The organism is Pseudomonas promysalinigenes, assembly GCF_014269025.2.
In the GTDB taxonomy this organism is placed as follows: Bacteria; Pseudomonadota; Gammaproteobacteria; order Pseudomonadales; family Pseudomonadaceae; genus Aquipseudomonas; species Aquipseudomonas promysalinigenes.
The window spans coordinates 2,388,006-2,402,791 of sequence record NZ_CP077094.1 but is presented as its reverse complement, the minus strand read 5'-3'; the positions used below and the strand labels follow the sequence as shown (position 1 = coordinate 2,402,791).

Genomic DNA, 14,786 nt, shown 5'->3' with positions numbered 1-14,786 from the left:
AGACATGAAAACATTACTGCGTCTATTGAAGAGTTTCTGGATTCTCCTGCCACTGCTGTGGTTGGCGAGCCTGTTGATCTGCTGGCTGATAGCGCCGCTGGTACCGGTCTTGCGTCACCACGTGCCTGAGGCACTGGCGATCATCAGTGCCTGCTTCCTGCTGGTGGTGGTGTTGCGCCAGTACCAGCGGATTCGTGCCGAGCACAACCTGGAGAACCTGCTGCAGATCGAGGTCGACCGCTCGTGGAATGCCACCGGCGAATTCCGAGATCAGCAGGTGCTACGCGAGCGCCTCAAGCATGCCATCGCCATGCTGCGTACCGACCGCTCAGCCGGTGGCGGCGGCAAAGCGGCGTTGTCCGACCTGCCGTGGTACCTGGTGATCGGCATGTCGGCGGCCGGCAAGACCTCGCTGCTGACCCATTCCGGGCTGTCGGCCAGTATCGCTACCGCTAACGACAGTGAAAGCGGCACTCAACACTGCGATTGGTACTTCAGCCCTGATGCGGTGATGATCGATACCGCCGGGCGTTACCTGCGTGACGACCAATCGGCCAGCGAGTTCTCCGCGTTCCTGCGCATGCTGCGCAAGCAACGTGGCAAATCGGCGATCAATGGCCTGGTGTTGGTGGTCAGCCTGCCTGAGCTGCTGGCTGCCAACAGCGAAGAGCGCCACGCCCTGGCCGAACAACTGGTGGCGCGGGTGCAAGAATACGCGCAGTGCCTTGACGCCAACCCACCGGTCTACCTGATGCTGAGCAAGACCGACCAGCTGCCTGGCTTCAATCAGGCTTTCGACGGCCTGGACCTACAGCAACGCCAGCAGCCACTGGGCATGACCTTCGGCCTGTCAGAGATACGCAACAACGGCCTGCATGCCGTGTTGCAAGCCCGGCTGAAAAACCTTCAAGGCCACGTACGCCAGCACGTCGACGCGCAGATGATCGCGCTGGGTGCCGAGGCCGACAGCACGCTGCTGAACTTCCCGCAGTACTTCGCTGCCCTGAGCGGGGTGCTCGAACAGTTCCTCGAACATTTCACACGTACCCACCAAGGCGCTGCGCTGCTGCTGCGCGGTCTTTACTTCACCAGCGCGCTGCAGACCGATCAGCAACTGGGGCAGGTGTACGAAGACGCCATCGCCGATGAATTCGCCCTCAAGGCCGCCTACGATGAAGGCACCGCCAGTACGGGCAAGGTGGCCGGCAACCGCAGCTACTTCATCACCGATACGTTCCGCAAGGTGATCTTCCCTGACCGCGACCTGACCCTGTTCCAATCGCGCCAGGGTGGCCAGGGTGCTTTTAGCCCATTGATATTGGGCCTTGCGGCAGCGGCCGGTGTGCTGTTCGTTGGCTGGCAAGCTCTGTCATTCGCCAACAATCGCCAATGGCTGGACAGCTTGCGCGGGCAGCTGGCGCAAATCGAGCAGGCAGAGGATCGCGAGCAGGTACTGGCCGCCGGCAAGGGCCTGCAACTGCTGCGCGAACAGATGGCTATCGTTGAGGCCCATCGCCTGCAAGGTGTGCCGCTGCAACTGAGCGCAGGCTTGTACCATGGCGAGGCGATCCACCAGGTGGCTCGCTCCGCTTACCTGACGCAACTGCGCAGCCAGGCCTTGGAGCCAATTGCTCGCAATCTGCAGATGCAGATGCGCGCATTCAACACCTTTGCCAGCAGCATCAACCAAGACCTGGACTTCACTCCCGCTGCGCCCCCGACCAAGCGCGGCGGCAAACCCCTGGCACCGGCCGTGGCGGCCAAGGCCCAGGCGGCATTGAGCAAGACCCGCGTCGGCGCCTACGCCGCCAAGGTCCACCTGGCCACCGCAAGCGATGCGGCCGATTTGTCGGCCACGACCGGCGGGCTGTCGCTCTCCGAAGAAATGCTCGGACGCCTGGACGAGCAGCAGGTGGCGTCGATTATCGACGCCTACAACACGCTCAAGCTCTACCTGCTGCTGACCGAGCCCCAAGCCCATCCGGAGCCGGCCTTCATCGCCGCCAGCCTTCCGCAAGCCTGGGCCAGTGCCGCGGCCCAGGGCTCGCCAGCAGAGGCCAGCCTGATCGATGAAAACGTACCGCTTTATGTGCAACTGCTGGAACAGGGCGAGGCACCGTCGCTACCGCGCAACGAGCAACTGATCGCCGAAACCCGGGAAAACCTCAAATCGTTCATGATCTCCAGCACCCTGGTGGATCGGGAGTACCTACGCCTGCAGCTTGAATCCAGCCGCCAGTTCCCCGTACTCAGCCTCAATGACTTGGTGCCGCAACCAGGCCGGGAGCTGCTGTATGGCTCGGCAGGCGTACCTGCGATCTACACCCGCCAAGGCTGGGACAGCTTCGTCAAGCCCGAGCTGATCAAGCTGGTATCTGGCAACCTGCGCAACGAATCGGACTGGGTGCTCGACGGTGAGGGGGGTGATGCCATCGTGCAGAAGGCCAACTTCGTTCGCGAGTTCATGGCCCGCTACAAGCGCGACTACACCCAGGCCTGGTACAAGATGGTCAGCAGCGTTGGCGTACGGCATTTCGCCGACCTGGCATCGGCCACCGAGCATCTGGGCCTGCTCAGCGATGTACAGCATTCGCCGGTCAAGAACCTGCTGGCAGCGGTCAACGAGAACACCCAATGGGACCTGCCTGTGAAGCACGCGGTCCCCACCCCAGGTGCGAGCCGCGACGATGGTTTCTGGAGCAAGGTTACCGGGCTGCTCGATACCAAAGAGGCGTCGCCCACCCATGTCGCCCCTGCCCTGCCGGCAGTCGACGACGGCAGCCTGGCCAAGCGTTTCGAGCCGGTGGCACGGGTGTTTGCCGAGAACAACGCCGAAGGCGCTGACAGCACCATCATGGACCGTTACCTGGCTGCACTGCGCAAGCTCAAAGTGCGCATGAACAACATCCAGCGCTCGCAGGATGTGGGTAAGAGCAGCAAACAACTGATCAGCGAAACCCTCGAAGGCCAGCCCAGCGAAGTCACCACCGTGCGCAACTACGTGGAAAGCAGTGTAGACACCAGCCAGGACGGCCTGTCGCGCTCGCTGCAGGCGCTGTTCAGCCTGCCGATCCAGTACGCCTGGGCGACCTTGCGTGACCCAGCCGGCCAGCAGATCGCCAAAGCCTGGGCGCAACAGATTGCCAAGCCCTGGGAACAGGTCATGGCGCACCGCTATCCGATTGCCGGTGGCAGCCGCAACGAGGCCTCGGTCAAAGACCTGCAACGCTTCGTCGACCCTGAGAGCGGCCTGTTACCAGCCTTCAAACGCAATGAAATCGGTAACCTGGCAGGTGGCGAAGGCCTGGGCGCCGGCAACGGCAAGGGGCGTGCGCTGGTCAATCCGCGCATGCTCAACAGTATCGACAAGGCAAGTTCGGTGGGCCAGGTGATCGCCAGCCTGTCTGATCGCGATAACGGGTTCGAGATCATGCTCGAGCCGTCGGCGAATTTCACCGATATCGTGTTCACCCTTGACGGCCAGGAACAGCACTACCGCAACGGCCGCAGCAGCTGGGGCCGCTTCGCTTGGCCCGGCACCAGCAATGCCCCTGGCGCCCGCCTGGATGTCGTGACCTTGAGCGGCACCCGCGTCACAGTGTTCGATTTTCCTGGGCGTTGGGGCCTGCTGCGCATGAACGAGAGCGCTCGCGTCGATGACCTGGACGGCATCCAGCAGCGTTTCAGCTGGAACACTGCCAACGGCCGGGTGAGCCTGGTCGTGCGTAACTTCGGTGGGGTCAAGCTGACCGACCTGGGTGAGGTCAAGGCCCTCAGCGCCCTCAATGACAGGGGCGCACAATGATTGGTTGCTTCGGCAAACTGCCGTCGAGCGCGGACTTCGTCAGCCTGCATGGCGCGGCGGAAGAAGTCTGCGAATTCGACGCCTGGCTGCAGTCCTCACTGGCGGCAATGCGCCACCGTGAGGACTGGCAGGCGTTGTTCGACGCACTGCCGATGTGCTTTTTCAACTACCGAGCACGCAATGGCAACTGGTTGCTGGGTGGCCTGCTGAGTTCGCGTGATGCCAGCCAGCGGCGTTACCCGTTTTTCATCTTCCAACTGCTCAAAGGCGAGCCAGGGGCGGCACTGGTCAACCCGTTCACCCTCGGTGAACTGTTCAGTGCACAGATCAAGCCGTTGCTGCATCAGGCAGTACTGGGCGCCGATCGCACCTTGCTGTTCGAACAGGTCAAAGCGCTGCGACCGCTTCAGGCACAGGACCTGGACCTGTTCCGCCGGGTGCATGGCAAGTTTCTTCGCGACTTCAGTTTTGCCGATGTGGCCCGCGCCCTGCACGGCTCCTGGCCCAACTTCGACAGCGCCAATGCGTTGGCGCAGCTCAAGGCCTGCTGGGCCTCGCTGCACGGCGACTTCGAAGGCGGCATCGAGCTGCCATTGCCAGCCGAACGCGGCCTGAAAAACCCCACGGCGGATCTCTGGCTGGACTGGCTGATGCGCATGAGCGGGCACCCAGGCGTGCCGGCAGTCAACCTGCTGGCCGACGACTTCATGCACCCGCGGCTGTTCTGCTTTTCATCACGCCATGCCAACAGCGCCTATCGCCTGCTGACGGGCTGCGCCGATGCGCAGCAGCACCGCAAGCTGCTGAACCCGCTGGCAGCAACACCGTGCACCTACGATTACGACCGACCTCTTGAACACATCATCGACCAATTCGTCGAAGCGCTGGATACGACGCCTGTATGAACAAGATCAAGTACTACTGCCTGCGTTATCAACCCTACCTGCTGGGGGTGGCGTTCTTCCTGGCGATCTTCCTGGTCTGGGCGATTGGCCGTGCCTTGGGCTTCGCCTCGCTGCACAGCTTGCTGGCGGGCATCGGGGTATTTCTGTTGCTTTCGGCAGGCTATGTACTGCTGCTTTACCGCGGCGCCGGCCAGCACCATAACCTTGAGGGCCTGCTGCGCGATGACGCTGACCAGGCAGTGCTCAATGCCACCCCGGCCGACCGCGAAGAGGTGAGCCTGCTACGCGAACGCCTGTTGCAGAGCCTTGAGCGCCTGCACAGCAACAAGCCGCGCGGCACCCCTGCCAAAGATGCGCTATACGCCCTGCCCTGGTACTTGGTGATCGGCCAGCCGGCGGCGGGCAAAAGCACGATGATCCTGCAATCGGGCCTGAATTTTCCCTATGCCGAGCGTGAAGGCGCCCGGGTGTCGGGCCTGGGCGGTACGCGCAACTGCGACTGGTTCTTCAGTGCTGAGGCAGTGTTGCTGGACACCGCCGGGCGCTACATGAACAGCCCGGAAGAAGCCGGCAAATGGCGCGGCTTCCTGCAACTGCTGCGCCAGCATCGGCAACGTCGTCCGCTCAATGGTCTGATCGTCAGCGTCAGCATTGCCGACATCCTGCAGGGTTCGCCTGAAGACCTGGAGCGCGTAGCCAAACGCCTGCGTGAGCGCATTCAGGAGAGCTGCGCGCTGTTGGAAGTGCGCTTGCCGATCTACCTGGTGTTCACCAAGAGCGACCTCATTGCCGGTTTCACCCCGTTCTACCGCCAGCTGGATGACGCTGCACGGGGTGAGGTGATGGGTAAAACCTTCTCGCACAAAGGCTACGAACAGGCCAATTGGGGCCAACGCTTTGCCAAGGCGATGGATGAATTGACCGGCTACTGGCAGCAGGTGGCGAACCAGCAGTTGGTGCAGCAGGACATTCAGGTCACTCGGCAAAACGACGCTGCCTACCGTTTCCCGTTGGAATTGGCAGCCCTTAAACCGCGCCTTGAACAGTTCGTCGATAGCCTGCTGCGCACCAACCCGTACCAACCCGCAGAAATGCTGCGTGGTTTCTACTTCACTGCTGCCCTGGAGGCGGACCAGGCCCGGTGGGGTAGCCACGGCCAACATGTGGCAGAGCGCTTCGCCCTGGAACAGAGCGCAGACGCGACCGGCACCGCCGGCCAGGCAGCGCCTCTGTTCATCAATAGCCTGTTCCGCAAGGTCATCATCCCCGACCAGCATCTGGTCGCTTTGTACACCAGCAACCATCGCGAACGCCGGCGCAAGGCCGCCTGGATAGGCGCCGCGAGCCTCGCAGGCCTGGTGCTGTGCAGCCTGTGGGGATGGTCGTACCTGAACAACCGCGCCACCCTAGCCAGCATCGCTGACGAATTGGCCCAGGCCAAGTCCGCTGATGAGGCTGCGAACGGTCAATACACGGCTTGGCATAGCCTCGACCGCCTGCGCTTCTGGACTGCGCACTATTATCGGCAGCACCACGATCAGGGAGTCCCGCTCGGCATGCGCCTTGGCTTGTACAAAGGCCATGATGTGGAACCGACCCTGCGCAGCCGTTATTTCACAACTTTGCAGAGCGTGATGCTCAAGCCCACCGCGGATAATCTGACCCGCACCCTATACCTGCTGACCACCCTCAAGGTCTACCAGCGCAACAGCCGCGAGCTGCTGCCTGTCACCGGTGTCGATAGCGTTCAGGCCCAGGCCCTGCCACAGGACAACCGCGCACAGTCGATTGCAGACTTCGGCAAGGCTACATTGGACACCTACGTGATGCTTTCACCAGCCCAGCGCGAAAAAGCCGACCCGGCTTTCCTCAAAGCGCACATGCCGGACTACTGGTACCCAGACATCGCCCGCCAGACCGGCAAGACGCTGGCAGAAGCTGGCGCACAAAGCGCTAACCAGGACTACCTGTATGCCAGCCGCCAGATCACGTTCTACAGCGACCAGATTCACGAGCCGGATGTACCGCGCATTCTTGACAACGCCTTCCTGATGTCCAGCTCGCGCAACTACATCGACAGCCTGCGGGCTCAGTCGCTGCGGGCGATCGAGACCATCACGCTTGAATCCGACACCCTGTTTGCCTTCGGTCGCGCGGACTTCCTGAGCCTGAAGAACGAGGGCCAGAGCCAGCTGAGCGCAATCGCCAGCAAACTGTTGAACACCCCCAATATTGGCAAGATCGTGATCTCGGGCCACGCCGATCAACTCGGTGATAGCCAGGGCAACCTGCAGGTGTCCAAGCAGCGCGCGCAGACCATCCGCACCTACCTGGTCGGCAAGGGCGTGCCCGCCGAACTGGTGGTAGCACAGGGCGAAGGCAGCCGCAAGCCGCTGGTCAACTGCGACATGCAGCAACCCCGGGCGCAGTTGATCAAGTGCCTGGAGCCCAACCGCCGGGTAGAAATCGAAGTTCGCGGCCTCAACTGAGGCCGCACTGCAAGAACCGGCCACCCGGGCCTCACTGGAGGAAGCCCGGAGGGCGGCAAGCTACCTCTGCCGACTGGGTCGGCGAGGTCAAAACCAAGGGGTGCATGAGCAACCCTTCAATGATGTTAATGGAGAGTTTCACAATGGCTTTTGACGCGTATATCCAAATCGACGGCATCCCAGGCGAAGTACTGGATGAAAAACACAAGGACTGGATCGAAGTGCTGGGCTACGAGTACGGCGCCACCCAGGCCACCTCGGCTACCGCAAGCTCCTCGGGCGGTGCTTCCTCCGAGCGTGTTGCCCTGAGCGACTTCAAGATCCGCAAGGCAGTCGACAAGGCCTCGGCCAAGCTGTTCGAGCACTGCTGCACCGGCAAGCACATCGCCAAACTCAAGCTGAACGTCAACCGTGCCGGTGGCGACAAGGTCACCTACCTGACCATCGACATGGAAGAAGTGGTCGTGTCGTCCGTGCGCTTCGTCGCCGGTGGCAACCAGGGCGGCGAAGACAAAGCCGTGAGCGACCTGCCGATCGAAGAGATCAGCTTCAACTTCGCCCGCATCAAGACCACCTACACCCAACAGAACCGCACCGACGGCCAGGCCGGCGGCAACATCGTCGGTGGCTGGGACCGCACCGCTAACAAGGTGTTCGCCTAAGCACCTATGTGCCCATGGGCCGCGCGCGCGGCCCATGTTCCGCGTTGTGCCGGCTGGCCCGGCACGCCGCTTCCTTTGCCTGAACAGAGTGTTTTATGCCTGAAATCCTCAAAGACCTTTCGCTGGCCGAGCTGGCCGCACCGATAGACGGTGGCAGTGGCGAAGACTTGAGCTTCTCCGCCTTGTTCGATCAGATCAAGGAGGCCCGCCGGGCAGACCCTGACTACCTGACCCAAGGCGACTGGCAGACCGACCTGAAAACCGCCGATTGGGAACAGGTCATCCAGCTATCGGCTCAGGGTTTGATCGAGCAGAGCAAAGACTTGATGCTGGTGGCCTGGCTCAGCGAAGGCCTGGCCCATCGCGAGCACTTCGACGGCATCACCTTTGGCCTGGAACTGACCGAGCGCATTCTCGACACATTCTGGGAAAGCGCCTACCCATCGCTTGACGACGGCCTGGAGGAGCGCGCTGCACGGCTTTCCTGGCTCAAAACCACGCTCACCGACATTGCCGGTGGCTTGCCCATTACCCAAGGGCAGAATTTCGGCGTGCTGCGCTACGACGAATCACGCCATGTAGAAAACCTTGCATTGCAAAACCCCAAGGCGATGCAAACTGCCTTGAACGAAGGCAAGATCAATGCCGAAATCTTCCAGCGCTCGGTGGCACTGAGCGACACTGAGCACCTGCGCGACAAGGCCTTGCAGCTGGCCGCCAGCCTGCAGGCCTGCAATCGGCTGCAAACCAGCATCGACCGCTTGTTCGGGCATGAAGCTCCAAGCTTTGCGAGCCTTGCAGACATGCTCACGCGCGCAAGCCAGCTGGCCGAAAAATTGCTCAAGGACCGCGGGGTGGAACTGCATCCTGCGGCATTGACCGAAGCAACCCCTGACAGCACTGCTGCCCACCACAGCGAGGCAGATGAACCGATGAGCACCCCCGCCCTAAGCGCCACACCGGCGCCCATGCGCACCACGCCACTGACCCGCGACGAAGCCTTCACCATGCTCGCCGGCATCGCTCAATTCTTCAAGCAGAGTGAGCCGCAAAGCCCGGTCCCTTATCTGATCGAGCGCGCCATCAAATGGGGCAACATGCCGCTGGAAGGCTGGCTGAGCGACGTGATCAAGGACAGCAATGTGGTGGACAACATTCGCGATGTGCTGGGCACGCGCGAACGGTCCTGATTTTCTAGCGACCGCGTTGGCTCGTTCGCGGACAAACCCGCGAACTAGCCGGTCACAGCCTAGGCAAATACTGCTACCTTGAGCGTTCCGACCCGCCAAGGACCGCTTTATGTCGCCTCGCCAGCCCACCCCCAACGGGTTCATCCGCGTGCGCGGTGCCCGTGAACACAACCTCAAGAACGTCGACGTCGACATCCCCCGTGACGCGCTGGTGGTGTTTACCGGGGTGTCGGGCTCGGGCAAATCCTCCCTGGCCTTCTCCACGCTCTATGCCGAAGCCCAGCGCCGCTACTTCGAATCAGTGGCCCCCTACGCCCGGCGGCTGATCGACCAGGTGGGCGTGCCGGACGTCGACGCGATCGAAGGCCTGCCCCCGGCCGTGGCCCTGCAACAGCAGCGCGGTACCCCCAGCGCCCGATCGTCGGTGGGCAGCGTCACTACACTGTCCAGCTCGATCCGTATGCTGTATTCGCGCGCCGGTCACTATCCGGCCGGGCAGCCGATGCTGTACGCCGAGGACTTCTCGCCCAATACCCCCCAGGGCGCCTGCCCGCAGTGCCATGGCCTGGGGCGGGTTTATGAAGTGACCGAAGCGACCATGGTTCCCGACCCGTCACTGACCATCCGCGAGCGTGCCGTGGCGGCATGGCCGATGGCCTGGCAGGGGCAGAACCTGCGTGACATCCTGGTGACCCTGGGCTACGACGTCGACATCCCGTGGCGCGAACTGCCCCAGGAACAGCGCGACTGGATTCTCTACACCGAAGAAACGCCCACCGTGCCGGTATACGCGGGCCTGACACCTGCGCAGACCCGTGCAGCGCTCAAGCGTAAGCTGGAGCCGAGTTATCAGGGCACCTTCAGCGGCGCACGGCGCTATGTACTGCACACCTTCATGCATTCGCAAAGCGCACAGATGCGCAAACGCGTGGGGCAATTCATGCGGCCCAGCGCGTGCCCTGCATGCCAGGGCAAGCGGCTCAAGCGTGCGGCTCTTGAGGTGACGTTCGCCGGGCGTGACATCGGTGAGCTGTCGCGGCTGTCGTTACAGGCATTGGCCCAGGTGCTGCGCCAAGTGTCAGCTCCCGACTACCTGGACGCGCACGATGATGGGCTGACACTGGAAAAGCGCCTGGCTGCACAACGCATTGCCAACGAACTGTTGGAGCGGATCGATACCCTGATCGACCTGGGCCTGGGTTATCTGGCCCTTGAACGCAGCACACCCACCCTGTCGTTTGGCGAACTGCAACGCTTGCGCCTGGCCACACAGCTCAACTCGCAGCTGTTCGGGGTGATCTATGTGCTCGACGAGCCTTCGGCCGGCTTGCATCCCGCGGACAGCCAAGCGCTGTTCGATGCCTTGCAGCGGCTCAAGCAGGCGGGCAACTCGGTGTATGTCGTGGAGCACGATTTGGATACCATGCGCCGCGCCGACTGGTTGGTGGACGTCGGCCCTGCGGCCGGTGAACATGGCGGGCAGGTCCTGTACAGCGGCCCGCCTAGTGGCCTGGCGCAGATCAAGGGCTCACCCACCGCTGCCTACTTGTTCGCCAAGCAGCGCCCTACTGAGCGCACGCCCCGCCAGCCCCACGATTGGCTGGTGCTTGATGGCATCACGCGCAACAACCTCGACAATGTCAGTGCGCGCTTTGCTTTGGGCTGCTTCACATCGGTCACCGGCATTTCAGGCTCAGGCAAGTCGAGCTTGGTGAGCCAGGCCCTGCTGGAGCTGGTGGGTGCACATTTGGGCCAGGCCAAACAGCAAGATCAGACGCCAGAGTACAGCCTTGAAGATGAACCCGAGGCGCCCAGCAGCGGCCGCGTCAGCGCGGGGCTTGGCAGCATCAAGCGGCTGGTGCAGGTCGACCAGAAGCCCATCGGCCGCACGCCACGCTCGAACCTTGCGACCTATACCGGGCTGTTCGATGGCGTGCGCAAACTGTTTGCCGCCACTGAGCAGGCCAAGGCCTGCGGCTTCGATGCCGGGCGCTTTTCGTTCAATGTGGCCAAGGGGCGTTGCGAAAACTGCGAAGGCGAAGGCTTCGTCAGTATCGAGCTGCTGTTCATGCCGAGTGTCTATGCCCCCTGCCCGACCTGCCATGGCGCCCGTTACAACCCCGAGACGCTGGCAGTCACCTGGCAGGGGATGAACATCGCCCAGGTGCTGCAACTGACCGTCGAGCAAGCGCTGCAGGTGTTTGCCGATCAACCATCGGCGCGGCGTTGCCTGGAAGTTCTGCAGGATATCGGCCTGGGCTATTTGCGCCTGGGCCAGCCGGCCACCGAGCTTTCCGGCGGCGAGGCGCAGCGGATCAAGCTGGCCACCGAACTGCAGCGGGTGACCCGCGCAGCGACCTTGTATGTGCTGGACGAACCCACCAATGGCCTGCATCCACAGGATGTCGATCGCTTACTGGCACAGCTCAACCGCCTGGTCGAGGCCGGGCACAGCGTCGTGGTGGTCGAGCACGACATGCGCGTGGTGGCGCAGAGTGACTGGGTGATCGACATCGGTCCAGGGGCCGGGGACGCAGGTGGCAAGGTGGTGGCAAGTGGTACGCCACAGCAGGTGGCTGAGTGTGAACACAGCCGCACAGCCGGGTTTCTGGCGCGCGCCTTGGGCGGCACACCATGAGCACCGTTCGGCCAGCGCAACAAAGCGCCGAGGGGTTGCGCTCATGGTCAAACGCACCAAACCCTTGACTCAAACATCTGTTCACACAGCCACAAGCCCTGAAGTACAGTCAGCGCCATGAACAAATACGCCCCGCGCCAGTGGCTGCCCCACGAAAAGCCCAGCCTCCCCGGCTCCCCTTCCACGCCTCTGCATTCCCCGGCCAAGCGCCTGGCATTCGGGTTGGTCGGGCTGCTGGTGGCGATCACCGGTGGCCTGGGTAATGCTTTGGTCACTGCCAACCTGGTGTTTCTGCAAGGCGCGCTAGGCGCGACCAGTGCCGAGATGGCCTGGCTGCCAGCGGCCTATGTGATGACCAACGTGTCGATGAACCTGTTGTTGGTCAAGTTCCGCCAGCAGTTCGGCCTGCGCGCTTTTACCGAAGTGTTTCTGGTGCTGTATGTCCTGGTGACCTTCGCCCACTTGCTGGTCAACGACTTGAACTCGGCCATCGCCGTGCGCGCCGCCCACGGCATGGTGGGCGCCGCGCTGAGTTCGCTTGGGCTTTATTACATGATCCAAGCGTTCCCCGAGCGTTGGCGGCTCAAGGCCATGGTGCTGGGCCTGGGCGCGTCGCAGCTGGCGCTGCCGCTTGCGCGGATTTTCTCCGAAGACCTGCTGCAAATGGCGCAATGGCGTGGCCTGTACCTGTTCGAACTGGGGCTGGCACTATCGGCACTGGGCTGCGTGCTGTTACTCAAGCTGCCACCGGGGGACCGCTTCAAAACCTTCGAACCGCTGGACTTCCTCACTTTCACCTTGATGGCCAGCGGGGTGGCCCTGCTTTGCGCCGCCCTGTCCCTGGGGCGTATCGACTGGTGGCTGGAAGCACAATGGATTGGCGTGGCCTTGGCCTGGTCCATCGCCCTGATCTTCACCGGCCTTGCCATCGAGCACAACCGCCAGAACCCACTGTTGATGACCCGCTGGTTGGGCAGCGGCGCGATCATTCGCCTGGGCCTTTGCGTCATTCTGATTCGCATGGTCACCTCTGAGCAGTCCACCGGCGCAGTGGGCTTTTTGCAAATGCTCAACATGGGCAGCGAACAGATGCGCCCCCTGTACTGGGTCATGCTGCTGGGGGCCGTTGCGGGCCTGGCCAGCAGTGCGCTGACCATCAGCCCAAAGCACCTGATCATTCCGCTGTTCGTTTCGCTGTTGGCGATGGCCACGGGGGCGTTCATGGACAGCCACTCCAGTAACCTCACGCGCCCCGCGCAAATGTACCTGAGCCAATTCCTGCTGGCGTTTGGCAGCACCTTTTTCCTCGGCCCGTCGATGGCCCTGGGCATCAGCCATGTGCGCGCCAACCCGCGCAACCTGGTGAGCTTCTCGGTGCTGTTCGGCATTTGCAACAACCTCGGTGGGTTGATCGGCGCAGCGTTGCTGGGCACCTTCCAGACCTGGCGCGAGAAGTATCATTCCAACCACCTGGTGGACCGCCTCAGCTTCCTGGAACCGCTGGTCAGCGCCCGTGTTCAAAGTGGCGGCGCGGGCTATGCAAGGGTGCTCGCCGACCCGGCGCTGCGCAGCGAAGCAGGCCTGCGCGCGTTGGCCAACGCCGCCACGCGCGAGGCCAATGTGATGGCCTATAACGATGTATTCATGCTGATCGGCAGCATCGCCGTGCTGACCATGGTCTGGATTACCCTTCGCGGTTCCTGGCTGTGGTATGTCTCGCGCCAGGCTGCATCCCCCGACGCCACCAGCGGTACCGCCAGCCAATGACCGAAGATACTCGCAGCACCACCACCACTGCCCTTGCCGAAACCCCAGAGGGCAGCGCGCCACCCAGTGAACCCACAAGCCCTGTGCGCACGCGGCGGGTACGTATTCTGTCGTCGATCAGTTTTGCCTGCGTGGCATTGGCAGGCGTACTGGTCGTGCTGTACGCCTGGAACCTGCCGCCCTTCAGCAGGGCCATCGAAAGCACCGAAAATGCCATGGTGCGCGGCCAGGTGACGATCATTGGGCCGCAGTTGAGCGGCTATGTGGTCCAGGTGCCGGTGCATGATTTTCAGTTCGTCAAAGCCGGCGACTTGTTGGTGAAGCTGGACGACCGCATCTACACCCAGCGCCTGGCCCAGGCCATCGCACAGCTGCAACAGCAACAGGCGGCGCTGGCCAATAACCAACAGCAGCGCATCAGTGCCCAAGCCACCATCGCCCAGCGCCAGGCGGCGATCAACGATGCAGCGGCGCAGGCCAACAAGGCCAAGGCTGACCTTGCCCGCAACCAGGCGCTGGTCAGCGACGGGTCGGTGTCTCGCAGCGCCCTGGACCTTGCGAGGGCCAGTGAAGCGGCCGCCGTTGCCAGCCTGGCCCAGGCCAAGGCCGCGCTGGAAATCGCCCGCCAGGACCGCGAAACGGTCATCGTCAACCGCGCTTCGCTGGAGGCCTCGGTGGAAAACGCCAAAGCGGCCGTCGAGCTGGCTCGCATCGACCTGGACAACACCCGTATCACTGCACCGCGCGATGGCCAGCTGGGTCAGATTGGCACGCGTTTGGGTGCCTACGTCAACTCCGGCGCGCAATTGATGGCGCTGGTGCCCGATACCTTGTGGGTGGTCGCCAACATGAAGGAAACCCAGATGGCCGATGTGCGGATCGGTCAACCCGTGAGTTTTACCGTCGACGCCTTGAACCACTACAAGCTGTATGGCCACGTGCAGCAGATTTCACCGGCAACCGGCTCCGAGTTCGCCCTGCTGCAGGCCGACAACGCCACCGGTAACTTCGTGAAGATTGCTCAGCGTATTCCAGTGCGCATTACCGTCGACCCCGACCAGCCTGAGGCGGCACGTTTGCGCCCGGGGATGTCGGTGGTAGTGAGCATCGACACCCGCGAACCTGCAGGGCACCATTGACTGCTACCCTGCGGCGTCCTGTCGCAGGCATTGACCTCTTGGGCAAATCGTACATAAGCCGTAGAATCGCGCATCCTTTTCGCCCGTCGCCTTGAACGGTGGCAACCGGCAGCAACGACACAGTCCAGGCCTGACACATGCCCCCATGTGAAATAGGCTCAACCGAACCCGCCCAGCCCACTTCCTTCAGG

At 62.6% G+C, this 14,786-nt stretch carries 8 protein-coding genes; all 8 read left to right on the top strand.

Annotated features, from left to right (window positions below; all coding sequences use genetic code 11):
* The first annotated feature begins 4 nt into the window (after positions 1–4).
* The 8 genes from HU725_RS10875 to HU725_RS10840 all read left to right on the top strand — a co-directional run bounded on the left by HU725_RS10875 (position 5) and on the right by HU725_RS10840 (position 14,595).
* Positions 5–3,805, top strand: a complete 3,801-nt coding sequence (locus HU725_RS10875; RefSeq protein ID WP_186477212.1) for a type VI secretion protein IcmF/TssM N-terminal domain-containing protein — start codon at positions 5–7, stop codon at positions 3,803–3,805.
* Positions 3,802–4,710, top strand: coding sequence for a type VI secretion system-associated protein TagF (tagF, locus tag HU725_RS10870; protein WP_060476444.1), 909 nt, complete (start codon positions 3,802–3,804; stop codon positions 4,708–4,710). The genes HU725_RS10875 and tagF overlap by 4 nt, the downstream gene beginning before the upstream one ends.
* Positions 4,707–7,199, top strand: a complete 2,493-nt coding sequence (tssM, locus tag HU725_RS10865) for a type VI secretion system membrane subunit TssM (protein ID WP_186477211.1) — start codon at positions 4,707–4,709, stop codon at positions 7,197–7,199. Before tagF ends, tssM begins: the two co-directional genes overlap by 4 nt.
* Before the next feature lie 143 nt (positions 7,200–7,342).
* Positions 7,343–7,861, top strand: a complete 519-nt coding sequence (locus tag HU725_RS10860; RefSeq protein ID WP_060476446.1) for an Hcp family type VI secretion system effector — start codon at positions 7,343–7,345, stop codon at positions 7,859–7,861.
* Between the two features lie 95 nt (positions 7,862–7,956).
* Positions 7,957–9,051 carry a type VI secretion system protein TssA gene (gene tssA, locus HU725_RS10855; protein WP_060476447.1) on the top strand — a complete coding sequence of 365 codons (1,095 nt, stop codon included), beginning with the start codon at positions 7,957–7,959 and terminating at the stop codon, positions 9,049–9,051.
* Positions 9,052–9,160: 109 nt separating this feature from the next.
* Positions 9,161–11,689: an excinuclease ABC subunit UvrA gene (locus HU725_RS10850; protein WP_186477210.1), complete on the top strand. Its 2,529-nt coding sequence runs from the start codon at positions 9,161–9,163 to the stop codon at positions 11,687–11,689.
* Between the two features lie 117 nt (positions 11,690–11,806).
* Positions 11,807–13,456 (top strand): MFS transporter, encoded by a 1,650-nt coding sequence (locus HU725_RS10845; protein WP_186477209.1) that lies wholly within the window; start codon positions 11,807–11,809, stop codon positions 13,454–13,456.
* On the top strand, positions 13,453–14,595 hold the full coding sequence (locus HU725_RS10840; RefSeq protein ID WP_186477208.1) for an HlyD family secretion protein: 1,143 nt from the start codon (positions 13,453–13,455) through the stop codon (positions 14,593–14,595). The genes HU725_RS10845 and HU725_RS10840 overlap by 4 nt, the downstream gene beginning before the upstream one ends.
* Positions 14,596–14,786: the final 191 nt, after the last annotated feature.

What these genes read in the sequence shown, in the direction of transcription:
- HU725_RS10875 (WP_186477212.1), top strand. Translation starts at nt 5, where the DNA reads ATGAAAACATTACTGCGTCTATTGAAGAGTTTCTGGATTCTCCTGCCA.
- tagF (WP_060476444.1), top strand. Translation starts at nt 3,802, where the DNA reads ATGATTGGTTGCTTCGGCAAACTGCCGTCGAGCGCGGACTTCGTCAGC.
- tssM (WP_186477211.1), top strand. Translation starts at nt 4,707, where the DNA reads ATGAACAAGATCAAGTACTACTGCCTGCGTTATCAACCCTACCTGCTG.
- HU725_RS10860 (WP_060476446.1), top strand. Translation starts at nt 7,343, where the DNA reads ATGGCTTTTGACGCGTATATCCAAATCGACGGCATCCCAGGCGAAGTA.
- tssA (WP_060476447.1), top strand. Translation starts at nt 7,957, where the DNA reads ATGCCTGAAATCCTCAAAGACCTTTCGCTGGCCGAGCTGGCCGCACCG.
- HU725_RS10850 (WP_186477210.1), top strand. Translation starts at nt 9,161, where the DNA reads ATGTCGCCTCGCCAGCCCACCCCCAACGGGTTCATCCGCGTGCGCGGT.
- HU725_RS10845 (WP_186477209.1), top strand. Translation starts at nt 11,807, where the DNA reads ATGAACAAATACGCCCCGCGCCAGTGGCTGCCCCACGAAAAGCCCAGC.
- HU725_RS10840 (WP_186477208.1), top strand. Translation starts at nt 13,453, where the DNA reads ATGACCGAAGATACTCGCAGCACCACCACCACTGCCCTTGCCGAAACC.